This is a genomic window from Saccharothrix sp. ALI-22-I, from assembly GCF_001984175.1.
Lineage (GTDB): Bacteria > Actinomycetota > Actinomycetes > Mycobacteriales > Pseudonocardiaceae > Actinosynnema.
In genome coordinates, this window is the sequence record NZ_MTQP01000051.1 from 134595 (window position 1) to 154981 (window position 20387).

Below are 20387 nucleotides of genomic sequence, written 5' to 3' on the forward strand. Positions count from 1 at the left end.
GACACCCCTAAAACCCCTATTCGACCATGGCTCGGCGACCGCGCGAACGGACCAGTGGCCGCTCCTTCCCGAGGACCACGTCGCCCATCCTGACCTGCGGGTTAGGGGTTACCCCCTAGCCAGGGCCGGACCTAGGCTGACCGGGAAGCCGACCTTTCGCGAAAGGGCTGCCGATGGCCACGCTCGTCTGGGACTACTCGCGCGAATACGAATCGGAGCGCAAGGACATACTCGACGCGGTCGAGACCGTGTTCTCCTCCGGCAGGCTGGTCCTCGGGCCGAGCGTGTCCTCGTTCGAGGCGGAGTTCGCCACCTACCACGGCGTCGCCCACTGCGTCGGCGTGGACAACGGCACGAACGCGCTGCGCCTGGCGCTCCAAGCGCTCGGCGTGGGCCGTGGCGACGAGGTGGTCACGGTGTCCAACACCGCCGCGCCGACCGTGCTGGCCATCGACGCCGTGGGCGCGACGCCGGTGTTCGTCGACGTGGACCCGGCCACCTACCTGATGGACGTCGAACAGGTGGCCTCGGTGATCACGCCGCGCACCAAGGCCCTGCTGCCGGTGCACCTGTACGGCCAGTGCGTGGACATGGACCCGCTGACGGAGCTGGCGCGGCGGCACGACCTGCTGGTGCTGGAGGACTGCGCCCAGGCTCACGGCGCGCGCCACCGCGGCCGGGTGGCCGGGTCGATGGGCGACGCCGCCGCGTTCTCCTTCTACCCCACCAAGGTGCTCGGCGCCTACGGCGACGGCGGCGCGACGATCACCAACGACCCGGAGGTGGACGCGAACCTGCGCCGCCACCGCTACTACGGCATGGAGAAGACGTACTACGTCGTGGAGACACCCGGCCACAACTGCCGGCTGGACGAGGTGCAGGCGGAGATCCTGCGCCGCAAGCTCACCCGGCTGGACGACTACGTCGCGGCCCGGCAGGCGGTGGCCGCGCGGTACGCGGAGGCGTTGGCGGACACCGACCTGGTGCTGCCCACGACCGCACCCGACAACACCCATTCCTACTACGTCCACGTGGTGCGCCACCCGCGGCGCGACGACATCCTGGAGCGCCTGAAGGCCCACGACATCCACCTGAACATCAGCTACCCGTGGCCGGTGCACACCATGACCGGCTTTGCGCACCTGGGCTACGCGAAGGGCAGCCTGCCGGTGACCGAGCGGGTGGCCGACGAGATCTTCTCGCTGCCGATGTACCCGTCCCTGCCCCAGGACACGCAGGAGCGCGTGGTGGACGCGCTCAAGCAGGTGCTGGCGACGCTCTGACCGGGCCAGGGGCGGGCGGCGACGCCCGCCTCACCCGCGCGGGAGGAGGCTGCGCAGGCACAGCAGCAGGCTGCGGGCCTGGATGTTGACGTAGAAGCTGTGCCGCAGCAGCTCCTCGTACTGGTGCAGGGTCAGCCACCGGTACTCGGGGTCGTCCGGGGCGACCTCGGCGTCGGTCTCCACGACCAGGTACCGGTTGCGGGCGCCCAGGAACCGGCCGCCCTCCTCGGACAGCACGGCGTCGAAGCGAACCCTCGACGAGGTGAGCACGTCGTCGAGGAACCGGGGCCGCGTCGGCAGGTGGTCGTAGGTCTCGGGCACGCACTGCACGGTGGGCGCCAGCTCGGTCACGTCGGCGTAGCCCGCCTCGGTGCGGGCGTGGGTGAGCACGTGCAGCACACCGCCGATCTCCTTGACCAGGAACGCGATCACGCCCGTGCCGACCGGTTCGATCATCGGCTGCGACCAGGCGCCCACCTCCCGCCCGCCGGCCCGCACGTCCACGCCGACGACGGTGAAGAACCGGCCGTCGCGGTGGGCGATGACGCCGTCCTCGCGGGTCCAGTCCGGCAGCCCGGCCAGCGGGCCCAGGGTGACGCGGAGGTCGGTGCGCGTGCGGACCTCGGTGATCCAGCTCAGCACGTCGCCGATGGTGTGCACGCCGGGCGCGGCCGGGTCGGCGGACCGGACCAGGGCTTCGGTGAACGGGTCGGACGCCGCGCGGGCCAGGGCCGCGCCGCCGCCGGGCAGGCAGGCGAGCACCGTGCGGGCGTCCATGTTCACCAGGTCCGGCACGGTCATCAACCCGGCGATCTCGCCGAGGGTGAACCAGCGGAACCCCTCGCGAACCTCCACCTCGCCGTCGACCTCGACCACCATGTTGCGGTTGCGCTTGCGGTAGAACCACGCGCCCTGCTCGGACTGCCGGATGTCCACCAGGACCCGGTGGGCGGAGGTGTCGCGGAAGTGCTCCAGGTACGGGATGGGCTTGCCGCGGTGCACGCGGGTGTAGTTGCTGCGGGTGGCCTGCACGGTCGGCGACAGCTGGAGGCCGTTGGGGTTGCCCGGTTCGTGCTTGGCCTGCATCAGGCAGTGCAGCACGCCGTCGATCTCGCGCACCAGGACGCCGAGGATGCCGATCTCCGGCTGGTCGATGATCGGCTGCGACCAGTGCGGCACGGGCGTGCCGGGCAGGTCGACGGCCAGCGACTCGACGCTGAAGAACCGGCCGGTGTGGTGGCGCAGGTTGCCGGTGCCGGGTTCGGTGAGCCAGCCCGTGAGGGCGTCCAGCGGCACGCGCTCGACGTGCATCCAGCTGCGCTCGGCGGTGCGGGCGAGCCAGGCGTGCACGGCGTCGGCGTCGCGGGCGGCGAGCATCGATTCGGCCACGCGTGTCTGGGTGGGACGGCGGGTAGGCGCGGTCACCTGGTGGCCCTCCTCGGCTCAGGCGGCGTGGACCGGCAGCAGGCCGGTGTCCCGCGCACGGGCCAGGCCCGGCGCGGCGCGGTCGCGTCCGGACAGCACCGCGTCCGCCGGGATCGGCAGCGCCAGGTCCGGGTCCAGGACCGACACCGCCAGCTCGTCGGCGGGGTCGTAAGCGCGGGACAGCAGGTAGTGGACGGTGGAGTGGTCCTCCAGGGCGAGGAACGCGTGGCCGAGGCCCGGCGGGAGGTAGGCGGCGCGGAAGCCGTCGCCGGACAGCTCCACCGAGTCCCACGCGCCGAACGTCGGCGAGCCGACCCGCAGGTCCACCACGAGGTCCAGCACCCGCCCGCGCGAGCAGGTCACGTACTTCGCGCAGCCCGGGGCCGTGCGGGCGTAGTGCACGCCGCGGGCCACGCCGCGGCGGGAAACGCTGGCGCTGGCCTGAGCCACGGCGAACAGCGGCACGCCGACGGCCTCGGCGAACACCTCCTGCTGGAACGGGGAGACGAACATGCCGCGGTCGTCCGGGAACACCTCGGGCTCGAACTCCCAGGCTCCGCCAACGGCGAGTTCACGGGCTTTCATCGGCAACCTTCCGTCCGCCGGGACGGTGATCAGCGTGCAGCGGCCGGACCGCGCGGTCAACCCGGCTAGGGGCACCCCTAACGGGGGTTTAGGGGGCCCGACCGCGACCGTCCACTCCGGACGCCACCAGGGCGGCGACCGTGCGCGACACCCCGTCGGCCGGCGGCACGCGGGCACGCCAGCCGGTGGCGCGGGTGAGGGCCGACGGGTCGGCGACGAGGCTGCGGAAGTCCAGCGGCGTGGCGTGCGCCGGCGGTGGCACCGACCGCACCCGCACGGCCGGGCGGCCGGTGTGCCGGGCGACGGTCGCGGCGACGAGTTCGAACAGCGCGTGGACCGGCACCCCGGCACCGGACCCGACGAGCCACGCCCGTCCGGCCAGCCGGTCGGCGTGCGCCACGGCCGCCGCGAACGCCTCGGCGACGTCCTCGACGAACACCAGGTCGCGCTCCATGTCCCCGGCGCCCCACACGGTCAGCGGCTCACCGGCGATGGCGCGCCGCGCCATCGCGGTCACCACGCCCCGGTCCGGCGACCCGGTGGCAGGGCCGAACACGGTGGGCAGCCGCAAGGAGCAGCCCCCCGCGTCGAGCACGAGCCGTTCGGCGGCGCACTTCTGCCGGTCGTACTCCGACTCGGGGCGGTCGGGTTCGGTGCCGTCGATCCGCTCCGGCGCCCCCGGTCCTACCTGCGAGGTGGAGCCTGCGAACACGACGGCCGCGCCGGCCGCGGCCACCGCCTCGGCGACGACGCCGATGTTGACCCGGGCGGCGTCGGCCGCGCCGCCCTCGGCGACCCGCCAGGTGCCGCCGCCGGTGAACAGCACCAGGGGCAGCACCACGTCCGCGCCGGCGACCGCGGCGGCCACCGCGCCCGGCTCGGCGAGGTCGGCGGCGACGACCTCGGCCGGGAACGGCGGCACGCCGGGGGCGCGGGCCACGACCCGCACCCGCGCGCCCGCCGCCGCCAGCCGGGCGGCCACCGCGGAACCGACGAAGCCGGAGCCGCCGAGCACCGCGACGCGCGTGCCGGCCATGTCCCGCGCCACGCTCACATCACGTGCACGTCGGGCACGTACAGGATCCACTTGCCGCCCGCCTCCCGGAACGCCGTCTCCTTGGCCATGATCTCCTCGGCGTGGTTCCAGGCGAACAGCAGTGCGTAGCCGGGGTAGGGGTTGGCGAAGTCGGCGGGCGGGCGCACCGGGATGCGCGAGCCGGGGGCCAGCCGGTGCTGCTTGGCGGGCGTGGTGTCGCTGATGAACTCGACCAGGTCCGGTCCGATGCCGCACAGGTTGGTGACGGTGGCGCTCTTGGCGGTCGCGCCGTAGCCGACGACCCGCTCGCCCCTGGCCTTCAGGTCCTCCAGCAAAGCCAGGAGGTCGGCGCGGATGGCGCGGATGCGGTCGCCGAACGCGTCGAGGACGGCGCGGTCGTGCAGGCCGCGCGCGGCTTCCTCGTCGAGCAGGGCGGTGACGGCCGCGGAGCGGGTCCGCGCGCCGGGCAGGGCCAGGGTGTAGCGGACCTCGCCGCCGTGCACCGCCAGGCGTTCGGCGTCGACCAGCTCCAAACCGTGCCGGCGTGCCATCGCGTCCACGGAGGTGGCGCTGAACAGGAAGAAGTGCTCGTCGTAGATCTGGTCGAACGAGGTCTGGTCGACGATGTCGCCGAGGTAGGGGTCCTCGAACACGAACGCGCCGCCGGGCTTGAGCAGCGCCACGACGCCGCGCAGGATCGATTCCACGTAAGGGATGTGGCAGAACGTGTTGGCGGCGTACACGAGGTCGGCCGGCCCGTCCTGGTCGCGGATGGACAGTGCCGTGGACTCCTCGAAGAAGTCCTTGCGGACCCGCACGCCCGCCTCGGCGGCCAGGTCGGCGACCGCGCCGGACGGTTCCACGCCCAGGTGCCGCACGCCTGCCTGCGCCACGGTGCGCAACATGGTGCCGTCGTTGCAGCCCAGCTCGACCACGAACGGGTCCTCGCCCGCCAACTCAGTGCCCAGGAACCGTTCGGCCAGGGCGCGGAAGTGCTCGCGCATCACCGCGGACCCCCGGGACAGGTAGGGGTAGTCCTGGTGGAACATCCGCTCCCTCGGCACCTCCTCCATCAGCTGCACCATCGCGCAGTCCGCGCACGTGCCCACGGCGAGGCCGTAGGTGAACTCCTCGGAGGTGTCCTCGGGCAGCCGGAACGCGTCCGACAGCGGCTGGGTGCCGAGGTCGACGAACTCGGTGACCGTCCCCGCGCAGACGCGGCAGGTGGACTGGTTGGGCATGGCGGCTCTTTCTGCTCGGGGGTGGTGAGCGGGTCACCCGCGGGCTTCGAACGCCCGCGAGCCGCTGCCCGCCCGCTGGGACAGGCGGTGCGGCAGGTCCGCCCGGCTGCGCATGCCCAGCTTGCGGTAGACCCGGGTGAGGTGCTGCTCGACGGTGCTGACGGTGATGTAGAGGATGCCGCTGATCTCGCGGTTGGTGTGGCCCTTGGCGGCGAGTTCGGCCACGCGCAGCTCGGAGTCGCTCAAGGCGGGCCGCCCATCCCCGTCCTCCCAGTCGACGGGGATGGGCAGGGCGCCGGAGTAGGACGCCTTGGTCTCGTCCGCCGCGACCTGGGCCAGCGCGCGCGCCTCGCCGTGCTCGCCCAAGGCGTCGAGCGCGTCGCTGAGGTCGGACAGGGCACGGGCCAGTTCCACCCGGTCCCCAGCCCGCCGCAGGTGCCGCACCGCCTCGCGAAGCAGTCCCGGCCGCTCGGCGGGTTCGACGGTCGTCGCGAGGACCCGCAGCGCCGCGCCGCGGGTGCGGCGGTCCCCCGCCGGCAGCAGCATCTGCTCGCGGATCAGCTCACGGGCCGCGTCCGGGCGGCCCAGCGCCAGGTTGGCCTCGGCCAGACCGCACCGCCACGGGGCGAGCGCCGGCAGGTCGACGCCCCACTCGCGCATCCGGGTGCCGCAGTTCTGGAAGTCGCTGATCGCGGCGAGCACCCGTCCGGCGGCGAGGTTGCCGTTGCCGCGCGCGTGCAGGTAGCGCAGGCCGGCGACGGTGGCGAACATGGCGTCGGGCACGCGCAGCCGCATCACGTCGGCGACCACGCGGTGGCGGCCCAGCGCGGTGTTGGCGTCCAGCAGCACGGCCAGCGGATAGCCGATGGACAGGCCCCAGCCCTGGTGCGGCAGCAGGCCCAGCGCGGTCTCGGCACGTGCGGCGGCCACCACCACCTCGCCGCGCCGCAGCTCGATGTCGGCCCGGACGACCTCCAGGATCGCCTGCCAGGTCACCGCGCCGCCGCGGTCGGCCTCGGCGGCGAGCCGGTCGCACCACCGCTCGGCCCGCTCGGGGCGCCCGCCGTGCACCAGGATCAGCAGCGCGGTGAGCACGACCTCCAGCGACATGTCGCCGAGCCGGCAGCTCCGCAGGATGTGCTCGGCGCTGGCGACGGCGTCGGGGTGGAACTCGGCGCTCCAGAACGTGCCCACGGCCTGCGCCGCCGCCACCCAGGGGTCCGCGTCGGCCACCACGTCGGAGGCCACCGCGGTCGCCGGGCCCAAGCCGTGGAACCACTGGCAGATGATCCGCAGCTCGGCCGCGCTCTGCGCGTCCAGCATGCCGGGGTTGTCCTCCAGCACGGCGAGCGCGCGCACGGCCGTGGCCTCGTCGCCGATCCACAGCGCGTGCTGCACGACGGTCATGGCGTCCCGACCCCGCAACCGGCCCGCCCACATCGCCTCGTGCAGGGGTTCCATGTGCACGACGGCGGCGGCCGGGTTGACCCGCCACAGCGCCCGGACCAGGACGCTGGTGATGCCCAACTGCTCGTCCTGCTCGGCCATCGGCAGCGCGGGTTCGAGGTAGCGCACGGCGGCTGCCACGTCGTCGCCCATGAGCGCCTGCTCGGCGGCGATGCGCAGCACGGCGACCGGCCACCCGGGGGTCACCCGGTCGGCGGCCACGAGGTGGTCGGCGACCACGGCCGCCGCCGCGCCGCGCTGGTAGAGCAGTTCGGCGGCACGGGCGTGCAGCCGCGCCCGTTCAGCGCCCGGCGTGCCGTCGAGGACCGCCGACGCAGCGCCGGGGTGGCGGAAGCGGCCGTCGAGCAGCAGACCGGCTGCGGTGAGCACCTCGACCGCCTGCTCGACGGTCTCGGGGGTGGTGCCGGCTAATCGGCCCAGCAGGACCGGGGTCCGCTCCTCGCCCAGCACGGCGACGGCGCGCGCGACCTCCGGCAACCCGGCCTCCCAGCGGTGCAGGCACTCCAGCACCACGCGCCCGAACGCGGGACCGACCCGTTCGGCGCCGGTCTCGTGCCCGGCCTCCAGGTCCTCGACCAGGGCGCGGACCAGCATCGGGTTGCCGCCGGTGAGGGTGTGCCAGGCGGTCGCCAGCGCGTCGGGGTCGGGCGCCCGGTCGCGCAGCAGGTCGGCTATCCCACCGGGCGACAGCGGGGCGAGTCGGATGCGGTGGTGCGGCCGGCGGGTCAGCTCGGCGTGGAACAGCGGCAGCGTCGGCTGCGGCTGCTCCCACTCGGCGAGCACGACGAGCACCCGCCCGGATCTCATCCGCCGGCGCAGGTAGAGGATGAATTGCAGCGAGGAGCTGTCGGCGAACTGCACGTCGTCCACGCACAGCACCACCGGGCGTTCCCGCGACAATTCGAGCAGAATTCCACACAATTCATGCACGAGCCGGACGTGGGAATGGTGGATGGTCCGCACGTCCGAACCGGGATCGTCCACGTTCACCGCGATCGGCGTGATGAGGTGGGAAACGCGGTCCGCTATTTCCGGCGGCAGCCCGGCGCCGTGGAACAACTGGTCGATGACCCCGGCCTGGAGGGAGCGCTCGGCGGGTGCCGCGGTGGCGGTCAACAGCATCGCGCCGGAGGTGGCGGCGTGCCGCTGGAACCGCTGCAGCAGTTCGGTCTTCCCGCTGGCCAGACCACCGCTGACCAGAGCGAGCCCACCCGCCCCCGCCGAGCACTCGGCGAGCAGGCCGGCCAGTTCGACGAAGGCGTCACCGTGGTCCGTCGGCACCAACTGTCCAGTTCCCTCCAGCGCAGCGACCGGTGGTCTTTTCGCGACAGCACTCCCTCGCGAGAGGCTTTATAGCACGGCTGGCGAGCTTGTCCACCAGCCCGAACCCCATTCTCCGAAAACGGCGGTCAACAGGTTCCGACAGGGCGGCACACCCTTCGGGACCACGCAATCCGAAATTCCGTCACATATGTCCGCGCAGTGGCGAACGGACCAACGGGGCATGGCCGAATCGCGGACCGGTCACACCGGCCGGGGGATGCCGCAGCACAGTTCGGGAGAGGCTCCGCCACCTCGGTCGGGAGTGCGCCGGCCACGAGCCCGCGCCGACGACGAGCCCGGGCTCCACGGCGTCCGCGCCGGAACCCCGCCCCGGCGGAGCCCGAACGACCCCGCCGGACAACGACACCTCCGGCGGGGTTCCCCCGGAACCGGCGGAGGCATATACGACGGGGTGTCAGGAACACCGCATTATCGGTAAATCACCAACACGAATTGGACATATCCCCCGGAGCGGAGGTCCTCCCCGTGTGCACCGGCCGACCACTTCCCCCACCACCGAGCGACCACCACTGCGTCGAAACCAAAGCCGAGACCCGGAAGACAGGAAACGCCAACCGCGTGTCCACCGCGCCATCCGCCGCACTCGCTGCGGCAACGACCCTGGCCGGACCTTCGGCAACCTCGACGCCACTCATCTGTGGTTCGGCAGGGTCACTCGCAGCGCGGTTGCGGTCTTGTGCGTCCAGCTGAGCAGCCGTTCCAGTGCGGTCGTCGCCGCACCGCCGGTCAGCAGGGATCTGATCCCGTCGGCCCGGTCGACGACCTCTTCGACCCACGGGTATTCCGGCACCGTGTCGCAGACCTGGTCCAGCAGGCCCACGGCGGTGCCGTCCCCCCGGCCGAGGATCACCGTGGCGTAGGCGGCGGCCTCCAGCGAGCGCACGTTGCGTGCGTCGGCGGCGTCCGCGATGTGCTCCAGTGCTTCGGACTCACTGGGCACCGCCCGCAGCGCGGCTCGGATCGAGTCGGCTGACGGACCCCGCCTGATCTCCTCGTCGTCGACGGTGTCCAGCCTGGTGGAGAAGGACAGGTCGATGACGTCGGCAGGCACGAACAGCGGCATCCGGACGACCCAGAGGTACTCGCCGAGGCCGACGCCGGAGGCCTCGGCGAGCACTCCCGTCGCCGTCCAGGTGCGGTCCGTGCGGTAGCACAGCGAGCGGGAGAAACCCCACAGGTCCGCGCCGCCCGGCAAGTCGCGCAGCGCGGCGCGGACCGTCTTCTTCCACTCACCCGACTTCACGGGTTTATCTCCCGGATCGGGATGTTCTGGTACCCGCTGGGCAGATGGCTGCGGATCTGCGCGATCCTCGACGGGGTGAGGGCGGCACTGCCCGTCTTGAGATCGAAGATCGCCGTGGGTGCGGCCTGCGTGCCTACCACGGCATCCATCCGAACGCTGCCCCTCGTGCCATAAGGAACCACCCTACCGTTGAGGTAGGACACCTCGGCATGCAGATCGGAGCGTCCGAGTGCACGGATCATGCGCGCGAATTCGGCGTGCACCCTGGTCCCGTACACCGCCCCCTGGCCCTGGCCGACGGTTCTGGCGGACGCTGTGGCGAAGCCCTGCAACACCGTGTTGGGCGCCGCGGCCTGGGCCGCGCCGATGGCCGCCGCGGCACGCGTGCTGCTCCGACTGAGCAGCGCGGTCCCGCCACTGGCGATGATCGAGATGCCGGCATCGATGAGTTCGGCGTTCTCCCGGCTGACCCCGGCCGCCTGGATGGCCTGGCTCGTGTAGGTACTGGTCTCGTCACCCGTCCAGACCTGCCTGACCCCGGACCAGGCGACGTCGGCTCCGTGGGTCGCCACCGCCGCACCCACCACACCACCGACCACGGTCGGGGACGTGACCGTGCCGAAGATCACGCCACCGGCCGCCTCGGCGCCACCGCCGACCACCTTGACCACGCCGACGACCCGGTTCCACAACTTGGAGCTCTGGCCGGTCGGGTCGGTGAACTGGATCGGGTTGTTGTTGGCGTAGGTGTACGACGCGAGGTTGACCGGGGAGTAGACGCCGCCGTTGGTCTCACCGTCCAGGTAGGAGCCGAGGATGGGATCGGGCGACTGCCAGACGCTGGTGCGCGGGTTGTAGTAGCGCGCGCCGTAGTAGTAGAGCCCGGTCTCCTCGTCGAGCTCCTTGCCGCCGTACTGGTACGGCACCGGTGTGGGTTGGCCGGGGTGCTCGTTGACCCAGGTCTCACCGGAGGCGAAGTACTCGATGTGCTCGGTGAGGCCGGCGTGCTCGTCGGTGACGTAGCCGGACGATCCGAGGTGGTCGTTGTGGAAGTAGAAGACGTGGTTCTCGTAGCTGCTGTCCGGCTTGACGGTCTTGGTGAGCAACCGGGTCTCGCCGACGAAGACGTGCTTGTAGCCGGCGCCGTTGCGTTCGCTGAAGTTGCGGTTCGGGTAGATGTGCTGCGGCCCGGCGATCTTCACGACGCGGGTGCCCTGGTCGTCGTAGTAGTAGCGGACGGTGGCCGGCTGGCCGGGGCTGACGCAGACGCTCGGGTCCTGGGCGATGACCTGGTTGCGGTTGTGGTCCTGGTTGCAGGCGAGGCGGTTCTCCTCGTCCCAGACCATCTGCCGGCGCTTGCCCGGTGCCGGCGGCATGGTGTTGATCGTGTCGACCAGGTTGCCGTTGGCGTCGTAGCCCTGGTCGATCGGTCCGATCTTGCTCGGCGCGTGCGGCTTCGCGCCGGTGAACGCGTAGTCGTACTCGTAGCTGGTCTTGCGCTGCGGCTGCACGTTCGCCTGCGCGCCCACGGCCGAGGCCGAGAGCGACCCCGCATCGGCGGCACCGAGCTTCGTGCTCGACAGCTGGTCGTCCAGCGGAGCGGTGAGCACCTCGTCCTCGGGCTCCTCGATCACCCCGAGCGGCGGGTACAGCCCTTCGTAGGGCACGGGCGCGGGTTCGGTGACCGGTTCGTCCGGTGTGGACACCGGCTCGCTGTCGGCGGTCGGCTTCTCGACCGCCGAGCCGGACAGGAACCCCTCCGACCGCACCGACTCGGCCGAGTCGATCGACGCCGCCTGCTCCGCCGTCCCCGGGTTGACCACGATCTCGTGTCGCTGGTCCTTGGTCAGCACGTTGTGGATCGTGTCGTAGGACATGTCGAGCGAGTAGCGGTCGAGCTTGTTGTCGGCGTAGGTGTACTCACCGCGCGCCGAGGTCAACCGGTACAGGTCGTCGTAGGTGTAGGTCTGGGTGCTCGGCCCGCCGATCGGCTTGCCGTGCGGCAAGGCCACGTTGTTGCGCAGTTGAAGGATGTTGCCGATGTCGTCGTAGCTGTAGCTGATGTCCTGGAACCGGTGTCCGTCGGGCAGCTGTGCCCGCAGGTTGGTCAGCTGCCGGTCGGCCGCGTCGTAGGTGTACGTGGTGCGCACGTCGGTGCCGGTGTCGGTGAGCAGCTTCTGGTTGAACTTGTCGTAGTCCTGGCGTGCCAGGTAGGTGTAGTCGAACTCGCCCTTGTGGCCGGTGGCGCGGTTGACCAGGCCGCCGGTGTCGTAGGTGTAGGTGAGCACCTCGCCGTCCGGGTAGGTCAGGTCCAGCACCCGGTTGAACGAGTCGTAGCGGTAGGAGGTGGTGTACGTGCGGGCCGGGCCGTTGAGGATCGACGTCGGCACGGTCCGCGTCTCGCGGACCTGCTCACCGAGCGGGCCGTAGGCGCGGGTCGCGGTGCCCGCCCCGTCGGTCACCCGGATCACCCTGTCGGCGCCGTTGTCCGCGGCGCCGGGTGCGCCGTAGGTGTAGGTGACGTTGTTGCCGGTGAACGTGGGGTAGCGGATCGCCGCGAGGCGGTTGAACTGGTAGTCGTACTCGATCGCCCGGTTGGCCGCGCGCAGCTTCGAGGTGATCTTCTGGGTGATGTTGTCCGCCAGGTCGTAGCGGGTCTCGGTCCGCCCCGAATCGGGGTTGTCGATCACCGTGCGCCGACCGAGGTTGTCGTAGGCGGTGGTCGTGGTGTTGTCGCGGTCGTCGATCGCGGCGGTGATCTTGCCCATCGCGTCGTAGCGGTAGCTGGTCCAGATGACCGGCTGCCCACCGACCGGGTTGAACTCCTTCACCGAGGTGGTGAGGTCGCGGACGTCCGAGTAGGTGCGCCGCTGCTTGCCGTTCGCGTCCGTGGTGACCAGCTCGAACTGCGTGGTGGCGGTGCGGTCCGGTCCGAAGCCGTACGCGTGCGAGGTCGAGGTCAGGTCCGGCAGGACCGTGCGGGTGGTGCGGTCCAGCACGTCGTAAGACGTGCGGGTGGGCGTCACGGCGTCGTAGGTCGGGTTGAACGTGGTGTTCGCCCCGCTCTTCGGCTCGGTGACCGGGTAGGAGGATTCGACCGCACGGCCGAGGAGGTCCACCTTCTGGCGACCGGTCACGGTCATGACCGGCTCCGGCCCCGCACCCGCGGCCGTGGCCACCGACGCGTCCTTCTTGATCTGCAACACGCGCTTCACGCCGTCGATGAACGTGATCGTGTCGATGGTGTCGTCTCGCACGCCGTCCGCGGCGCGGTCCACGTGGCGGGTGACCGCATAGGGCACCACCGCTTCCGGGTGGTACTCGAAGTCGATCGTGTACCGGTTCTCCGGGATCTCGTACGGCCCGGTGACGCTGTCGACCCGGCCGACCGGGTCGTAGCTGCGCCGGATCTGCTGGTTGTTCTTGTCGGTCTGGCTGGTCGGCAGGGCGAACCGCAGGTCGTGCGTGGACGTGGACCGGTAACCGAAGCTGTCGGTGACCGACTCGGCGTGCACGCCGACGACCGTGTCGTAGCCGTAGTCGACCCGGTAGCGCTGACCGTGCTTGGTGACCGGATCGGTGACCGAGGCGATGTTGCCGTTCGGGAGGTACGTCAGGTCGGTCACCGCGGCCGAGTTGTCGGCCAGGTACTTGCGCACCTGGGTCACGTTCGCCGTCGCGCAGTCCACAGTGGCCTCACGACGGCGCATCAGCGTGCCGCCGTTGGTCTCCCGCACCGACGTGCCGACACCGACGATGTGCTTGGCGCGGCAGGACGGGTCGTCCGAGGAATAGCCGAACACACCGTCCAGGTCGTCCGCGGCACCCGCGTCCGCCCGGTCGACCGAGCGGCTCAGGTTGCCGTACTCGTCGTAGGCCATTTCCACCGAGGTGGACTTGCCCGCGGCGGCTTGGCCTTCGTAGAAGTTGCGCTCGGTGCGGACGAGCTGCGGGAACACCGTCGCGGTCGGGCTGCCGGCGTCGGCCGGCGCGCCGGTCGCGACGTCGCGCAGCTGGTAGGTGTTCACCACGTCGGTGAACCGGCGGCCGACCGCGTCGGTGGTGGTCTGCTTCGCGAGCAGGCCGCGGGTGTAGAAGCTGTCGGTGCGGTACTCGTTGGTCAGTGACCGGTACAGCGCGTCCCCGTTGCCCGGGTCGCGGTCTTCGCTGACCACCGTGCCGTAGCCGTAGAACTCGCGCTCGAAGCGGTCGTACTTGCCGTTGTCGTAGCGGAACGTGGCGAGCCGGATGTCCTCGCCGTCGCCGGTGTGGCCGTCGAACAGCGCGGAGCGGGACAGCACCCAGCGCGAGTCGGGCTGGTCGTAGGTGTTGCCGTCGCGGGCGTAGTCGAGGTCGATGCGGCCGCCCATGGGTCGGTTGACCTGCTTGAGCAGGTTGGTGCGGCCGGTGCGGTTCTCCGCCACGACCAGCTCGTCGTCCTCCGCGGAGCGCACGTGGTCGGTGTAGCCGTCGCCGTTGACGTCGCGCAGCGCCAGCTCGGTGCGGCCGACACCGGTGGAGGCGTCCGCGCCCGGGTTGAACACGATGCAGCCGAACACGAAGCAGAAGCCGAAGGTGAAGTACACCCCGCCGCCGAAGTTGGCGTTGACGTCCGCGTTCACCCCGTCGAGGCTGCCCCGGAACGGGGTCGGCGCGTTGAACCCGCTACCGGTGTTGATCGCCACCATCACCGGGCTGCCGGCGAACACCCGGTCTGTCAGGCCGTCACCGTTCATGTCCATCAGCGACGCGTCCGCGCTGCCGGTCCCGGTCGAGGCGGACACGCCGCCGGCGAAGCCGTAGTAGTCGGTGTTGAACCCCAGGTTCACGCCGGCGTTCTCGGTCTCGCCGGTGTTCACCGGTCCGCCCGGCCACGGCTCGCGCGCGGCGAAGGTGTAGCCGAGGTTCAGCGCGGCGTCACCGTTGGCGTAGACCTTGTCCGGCAGGTTGTCGCCGTTGATGTCGACCAGGTCGTGCCTGGTCTCCGATTCGCCGCCGCCGAGATTGCCGCCGATGCCCAGCGCCGGCATCTCCGACCCGGCCTGGCTGGTGTTCGCGGTGCCTCGCCCCGATGGCACATCGGTTCCGCGCGCGGTACCGCCGGTGCGCGCCGGGCTACCCGCGCTGGCCGACACGGAGTACGCCTCCGAGTCGGACTCGCGGACGTTGCCGCCGACGCTGCCCCTGGTGTCGCCGAGGCCGCCGGTCATGTCGGAGTACTGCACCCCACCGGAGCCGACCACGTCGGGGTAACGGTCGCCGTTCAGGTCCAGGAAGTCCACTGTGGACTCGGCGTCGCCCTTGGCCAGGCTGCCGCCCAACGGCCCGACACCGAACGTGGTGGAGATCTGCTCGGTGCTGCCGCGTCGCGACACCGCGCTCGCACCCGCGAAGTCCGCGTCGCTCGCCACGTCGATCGTGTCGGTGCCCAGCCGCGAGCTGGACGCGCCAGCCGCGGCAACCCAGGTGTTGGCGTCCGAGCCGGCCCAGCGCTGCTCGCCCGGCGTCGGCGCGAGCACCACGATCTTCGGCGCGGTCACGGTCGGGTTCGCGGTGAACCCCGGCAGGTCGTCCTCGGTCGGGCCGTCCGGCAACCGGTCGCGGAAGTCCTCGTCGATGACCAGGTCGGACTGCGCGATCGGCTGCGCAGCCCGCTCGCGGTTGCCCTGGTAGCCGATCGCGCCCCAACCGCGGTACGGCTGCGCGAACGCGCCCTGCTGCGCCGCGGTGTGCACCGCGGTCGGCACCGCGGCCGCGTCCACGGTCGCCGAGTGCGACGCGACCTTGGCGAGCAGTGCGGTGTCGGTCGAGGAGAAGTCGAAGAACAGCTCGTCGCCCGCGGTCACGGGCACCGACAGCGCCGGGATCGCCTGCACCACGCCGTCGGTGACCTGAACGATTTGCTTGCCGAGCAGCGCGCCGCGCTTCTTGACGGTGAACACCACCCGCGAGTCGGTCTCCGCGCCCGCGCCGGTGAGCGTCAGGCTCGGCTGCACCGAAACGGTGCCGGTGGCGGTCGCGGTGAACGACTGCTGCGGCGCGGTCAGCGTGGTCGCCGGGTACACGTCCTGCTCGTACGGCGGGTTGATCACGATCGTCGGGTCGCCGGCCGGGTTGGTCACCGGCACCCCGCCCTGCGCCGAGGTGTAGTGCGCCCTCGGCGTCCAGCGCAGCACGCCCGCGTCGATCGGCGAGTCGACCAGCAGCTTCCAGGACAGCGTGTCCCCCGCGGTGACCGGCACGTCCAGCGCGATCGGCGTGGTGCCGGCCGCGGTCGCGGACACGGTCTGCGCGAACACCTCGGTCGAACCGCGGGTGATCACCACCCGCACGTCGTCGGTGGTGGCCGCGGTCTTCACCAGGTCACCGGTCAGCCGCAGCGTGCCGGTCAGCGGCGCGACCACCGCCGACGGGCGCCCGGCCAGCGTGAAGTCCCGCGACGCCAGGTAGCGGTGGTCGTCCAGGCCGTTGACGTCGACCGACGCCGATTGCGAGGTGTAGGTGATCCGCGGGTCCCAGGAGACCTGGTCGAAGCGACCGTCCAACACCGACTGCACCCGGAAGTACAGCACGTCGCCACGCTGCACGGCGATCGAGCCGACCCCGGTCGGCGCGAACTCGATGTGGTCGGTCGGGCCGATGCGCTGCGACCACAGCTCGGTGTCCTCGTGCTGGATGGCCACCCGCACGCCGTCCGCCTTGCGGTAGCCGGCGCGCGCCGGACCGGTGTCCTCCACCAGGCGCACCCGGCCGTCCACCGCGACCGTGCCGTCGTACGGCGCGACCCACCGGCGCACGCCGTCCAGCAACGGGAACGCGTCCACCTTGCGCTCGAACTCGGCGGTGCGGTCGCCGACCACGGGGCCGTTCACCGCGCCGGAACCGATCGGGGACGGTGTCTCCGCGCTGTTCAGCGTGTACGTCGGGTTCCCGCTGGCGTCCATCCGTCCGAACAGGACACCGCCGTTGTTCACCAGGTCGGTGATCCCGTCGCCGTTCACGTCGGCGAAGTAGCGATCCGAGGTGGTCGTGGTCGAGACGTAGTCCAACTGCGCGGCCACACCGAAGTACGACTCGACGCCCACCGTGCCCGAGCTGGAGTCCTCCGACGAGATACCCGGCAGGGTGCTCAGCGGGATGGCCGTGTCACCGAACTCGGTCTGCCCACCGGGGCCGGACAGGTTCGGCCGGTAGAAGATGCCGCCACCGGAACGGAACACCTTGTCCGGCAGGTTGTCGCCGTTCACGTCGGACAGCGCCAACAGTCCCTCCGACTCCCCTTCGCTGTAGCCGACCTTCACCCCGGCCGAGTTCGACTTGGTGATGCCGGCCGGGTTGTAACCCACGTACAGGTGCCCGCCGACGCTGTTCGTCGAATTTGCCTGCAGCGCGCTCGCGTCACCGTCGATGATCCCGGCGGACAGCCCGTCACCCGGCACGTTCCAGTCGGACGAGGAGGTGAACGCGTCGTAGTTGCCGCCCGCGTCGCGGATGTCGTCGAAGTAGTCGAAGGAGTGCGTGGTGAACAGGTGGTTGTCCGCGTCGAACTGCGACACCGACTGCAGCAGGGTCTTGGCGAACGCGCCGGTGCGGTAGTTGAGCTCGTAGGCGCGGATCAGCTGGTCGTCCAGCTTGACCTCGACGCGGCGCAGCAGGTCCGCGGTGACCTTCTTGAATCCCATCCGGGCGTCGATCTGCACATCCGGGCGGCGCGGCTCACCGCGGTCGCGGTCGCGCACGAAGGTGACCGAGTAGCGCCCCTCCGCCGAGCCGCTGCCGGTCCACGTGATCCGCTGCGGGTAGAGGGCGCGACCGGGCACCGTCGCGTTCGGCACGCCACCATCGGCGACCTTCGCGTGGTGCACCCGCATCAGGTTGCCGTTCGCGTCCCGCACCTCACGCAGCACCCAGGTCGAGACGTTGCCGGCGTCGTCGGCCAACCGGGTCTCCTCATCCGACCCGTACACCGACACGGTGCCCTTCTTGTCGGTGACCTCCCACGTGTAGTTGGTCGGGGAGTCGCCGTGCCGCACGATCTTCGCGAACTGGCCCTCGACCCTGGTGTGGAACACCTTCTCGGCGGTGCGCGCGGTGGGCGCGGCGCGGTGCGCGACCGGGGTGAGCTGCTCACCGCCCAGCAGGTAGGTCTCGGTCTCCAGGCCGCCGTTGTAACGCGGCACCCCCCACCGGGTCTCCACCGTGATCATCGGCAGCACGAGGTCCCAGCCGACACCGAGCCAGCCGTTGTCACCCGCCGAGTTGTACTGCAACGCCAACGATGGCTGAACCCCCGCGCGACCCGGTGGGGTCTGCAACGGGTAGCTGAGCTTGGCCTCGCCGGTGGCGCTCGCGCCCGGCGCGTCGATCAGCGCCACCCCCTCGCCGGGGTTCGCCGCCTCTAGATCCTTGATCTGGTTCGGGTTGAACCCGACACCCTCCGGGTGCTCGGGAACGTCCACCGCGCCACTGCCACTGGTTGGCACGAAGCCGGCGACGGACGCCTGACTGCCAGGGATGAGCGCGGCCGCCACGAGGGCCAGGATCACCAAAACCGGAACTGACTGACGACGCCCACGCCCAGACATATTGCCCCTTTCGGCAACGCTGCACTGGTGCCCCCATCGGGACGTCGCGACGAGCCGTTACCCGACGCGTCGAAGCCCGACGTGGACCACCTGAATCGCGCAACGAAGACCCGAAATGCCCACGGAAAGCAGAGAACGAATATCCGAACAGCCGATTGATCGTTGGCGTCGGCCATGAGAGAGGCGACCACCTGCGGTTCTCCGCCGCGTTCGCGCTACTGGTGTGTCACGCAGCCTTGGCCGGGTAACGAGTCCTGTGGGGCGCCGGAACTCCGCACTCCGTACGCCACGCGCGCGCAGATCGGTGGCACCGGCCACCGTCCCACACCGGCACCGGCGACTGGTGGCCATCAAGATCACCGGGTAGGCACCGGGTACTCGAACCCACAGGAACGCGACACGGTCGTCTGGGACGACCACTGCGTGAAGATCGAGCGACGAGCCGGCAGAACCTCGAAACCGGCGTGATCGAGAGACTGGCCGACCGCACGAACACCGCGGAGGCCGTCTGCGACACCTGCGGCGCAAGGCTGCTGATCACCGCCCAGTCCGACGTCGAGGTAGGGCGGCAGAAGCTCCGGCATCGGCGGTTCCACCGGCTGTGGCCGTTGTTCGGGCTGCTCACCGGCGCGTGTGGCTTCTGGCTCGTGACGGTTCTGCGTGCCGAGGACAGTTCGACGATCACGTTCCTCACCGCCGCCGTCGCGGTTCTCGCCCTGGCTGCGCTGACGGCGCTGAGCCTGCTCTCGGCACCCGCCCGAGGCCGGTTCCCGCTGCGCGTCGAACGCGTCAACTACCGGCCCGACGGCTCCACGAGCCACCAGGCAGCGCTGGTCACCGTCGAGCGGGACACCAGCGCCTGACGGGGGCCGCGGTGAACGTGGTCGACATGGGCTCTCCACGCGGCGACGTGCGGCACGCGATCGCCGGCACCCGCACGTTCGTCCGGTGATGACCGCGAGATCCCTCGACCATCGGAGAAGGGCACGCAGCCCGGTCGATCTCGCGGCGGCTGTCACCCCTCCGGGTTCTTCGGGCCGAGTTCCTTGTGCTCCAAGGGCATGACCTCAGTGCCGAGGAGTTCGACCGCGGGATCAACGCGGTAGCCGGGCACCAGGAACGGTTTCCGGTCACGATGAAACGCGTCGCCGACGACCTCATCTACCCCCTGCATCCCCACGACACCACCGGCTGAGTCGGACACGCCCCCATAAGGCGACACGACCGACTCGGCCATGCGATCGGGCGGCCGGTCAGAAGCTGAAGTCCCGGATCGCCGCGCCTCCCGACGCAGCCGCCTCCTCGAAGAACACGACCAGATCCCGGTAGTTCAGCCGCAGGTAGTCGATGTCGTCGGCGTCCCAGAGGTGCTTCATGGGGTAGACGTCCTTCTCGCTCAGCTTCCGCGGATCGTAGTAGCCGGCCAACACCTCGAACGGCGTCGCGCTCAAGGCCTTGGCGGTCGCAGCGACCATGCTGTCGCTCCAGCCGAATAGGGTGCACTCCTCGTCGATTGGGTCGCCGTCCTCGTACACGTCGACACCCACCTCGGCCTCGTCCAGCAGGAACTGGATGCCAGCCCAGGACTTCTCGAGGAAGCAACACGGCAGGTCCTCGTCGTCCAGGTACTCCCGCGCCCACTCCGGGTCCGCGAACGCCCGGTCCAGTTCCTCCGGGGTGACCCGGGTGAACGACAGCGTCATGCCCATGAATCCACCACTCCCACATCAGCTGCTTCGATCAGCGTCCAGTTTCCACGCCCACGAGGGCCGGCGCTGACTATCCGCGGATGATGTCTGCCTTGATGTCGTCCTCTGATGAAGATCGTTAGCGCTCGAAGTGGCTACTTTGAGCGGCAGCTTCAGCGCTCGGACAACTACTCCTCCAGGAGGGACCTAGTGCGGTGCGCGGGGCGGCGGGCGGCAGGTTAGTTTGCTCGGGTGAGTCTCCTCGATGATGTGGCCGAGCGCGACGGCTGGCGGTGCTGGGTGTGCGACGAGCCGGTCGATCCCGACATGTCGGTGAACGACCCGCGGGGGCCCAGCGTCGACAGCCGGACCGCCGACCGGAAGGCCAAGGTCGCCGAGCGGCTCGCGCACCGCGGGTGCAACACCCGCAAGGGCGCGGTCAAAGTGGTCATCGCCTGGCCGGACCGCCTGCACGTGGTCGAACCCGCGC

Annotated in this window: 11 protein-coding genes and 1 pseudogene; 3 read left to right on the top strand and 9 right to left on the bottom strand. The window is 70.8% G+C overall.

The genetic code is table 11. From position 1 onward, the window contains the following. Positions 1-173 precede the first annotated feature (173 nt). Entirely contained in the window at positions 174-1283 is a 1110-nt protein-coding gene (locus ALI22I_RS11660; protein WP_077005473.1) for a DegT/DnrJ/EryC1/StrS family aminotransferase, read from the top strand. Positions 1284-1313: 30 nt separating this feature from the next. Here ALI22I_RS11660 and ALI22I_RS11665 read toward each other — a convergent pair whose 3' ends face one another. From ALI22I_RS11665 to ALI22I_RS11695, 7 genes are all read right to left on the bottom strand, one after another. Beyond that, positions 1314-2708, bottom strand: coding sequence for an NDP-hexose 2,3-dehydratase family protein (locus ALI22I_RS11665; RefSeq protein WP_077005474.1), 1395 nt, complete (start codon positions 2706-2708; stop codon positions 1314-1316). Positions 2709-2726: 18 nt separating this feature from the next. Then, complete coding sequence (locus tag ALI22I_RS11670; protein ID WP_077005498.1) at positions 2727-3293, bottom strand: dTDP-4-dehydrorhamnose 3,5-epimerase family protein; 567 nt, start codon at positions 3291-3293, stop codon at positions 2727-2729. An 88-nt stretch (positions 3294-3381) separates the two neighbouring features. After that, the gene (locus ALI22I_RS11675) at positions 3382-4347 is read right to left on the bottom strand and encodes an NAD-dependent epimerase/dehydratase family protein (RefSeq protein WP_238598313.1); all 966 of its coding nucleotides are present in this window, start codon (positions 4345-4347) and stop codon (positions 3382-3384) included. Next, positions 4344-5570 (bottom strand): class I SAM-dependent methyltransferase, encoded by a 1227-nt coding sequence (locus tag ALI22I_RS11680; RefSeq protein WP_077005475.1) that lies wholly within the window; start codon positions 5568-5570, stop codon positions 4344-4346. The genes ALI22I_RS11675 and ALI22I_RS11680 overlap by 4 nt, the downstream gene beginning before the upstream one ends. Before the next feature lie 33 nt (positions 5571-5603). After that, positions 5604-8318, bottom strand: coding sequence for a helix-turn-helix transcriptional regulator (locus ALI22I_RS11685; RefSeq protein ID WP_083751643.1), 2715 nt, complete (start codon positions 8316-8318; stop codon positions 5604-5606). A gap of 694 nt (positions 8319-9012) precedes the next feature. Continuing rightward, a complete protein-coding gene (locus ALI22I_RS11690; protein ID WP_077005477.1) occupies positions 9013-9624 on the bottom strand; it encodes a hypothetical protein in 612 nt (203 codons plus the stop codon). Continuing rightward, positions 9621-18155, bottom strand: coding sequence for a SpvB/TcaC N-terminal domain-containing protein (locus ALI22I_RS11695; RefSeq protein ID WP_238598314.1), 8535 nt, complete (start codon positions 18153-18155; stop codon positions 9621-9623). Before ALI22I_RS11695 ends, ALI22I_RS11690 begins: the two co-directional genes overlap by 4 nt. A gap of 518 nt (positions 18156-18673) precedes the next feature. Here ALI22I_RS11695 and ALI22I_RS11700 point away from each other — a divergent pair. Next, positions 18674-19072, top strand: coding sequence for a hypothetical protein (locus ALI22I_RS11700; protein WP_077005479.1), 399 nt, complete (start codon positions 18674-18676; stop codon positions 19070-19072). 152 nt (positions 19073-19224) lie between these two features. On the opposite strand, the gene ALI22I_RS50710 is transcribed toward ALI22I_RS11700, so the two are convergent. Then, on the bottom strand, positions 19225-19383 hold the full coding sequence (locus ALI22I_RS50710) for a hypothetical protein (protein ID WP_179118199.1): 159 nt from the start codon (positions 19381-19383) through the stop codon (positions 19225-19227). A gap of 79 nt (positions 19384-19462) precedes the next feature. Next, positions 19463-19912: a DUF1877 family protein gene (locus ALI22I_RS11705; protein WP_179118200.1), complete on the bottom strand. Its 450-nt coding sequence runs from the start codon at positions 19910-19912 to the stop codon at positions 19463-19465. Between the two features lie 237 nt (positions 19913-20149). Here ALI22I_RS11705 and ALI22I_RS11710 point away from each other — a divergent pair. Further along, positions 20150-20387, top strand: a pseudogene (locus ALI22I_RS11710) (hypothetical protein); the annotation flags it as partial.

Coding starts and splice junctions, on each gene's coding strand:
- ALI22I_RS11660 (WP_077005473.1), top strand. CDS start 174: ATGGCCACGCTCGTCTGGGACTACTCGCGCGAATACGAATCGGAGCGC.
- ALI22I_RS11670 (WP_077005498.1), bottom strand. CDS start 3,293: ATGAAAGCCCGTGAACTCGCCGTTGGCGGAGCCTGGGAGTTCGAGCCC.
- ALI22I_RS11680 (WP_077005475.1), bottom strand. CDS start 5,570: ATGCCCAACCAGTCCACCTGCCGCGTCTGCGCGGGGACGGTCACCGAG.
- ALI22I_RS50710 (WP_179118199.1), bottom strand. CDS start 19,383: ATGCAGGGGGTAGATGAGGTCGTCGGCGACGCGTTTCATCGTGACCGG.
- ALI22I_RS11705 (WP_179118200.1), bottom strand. CDS start 19,912: ATGACGCTGTCGTTCACCCGGGTCACCCCGGAGGAACTGGACCGGGCG.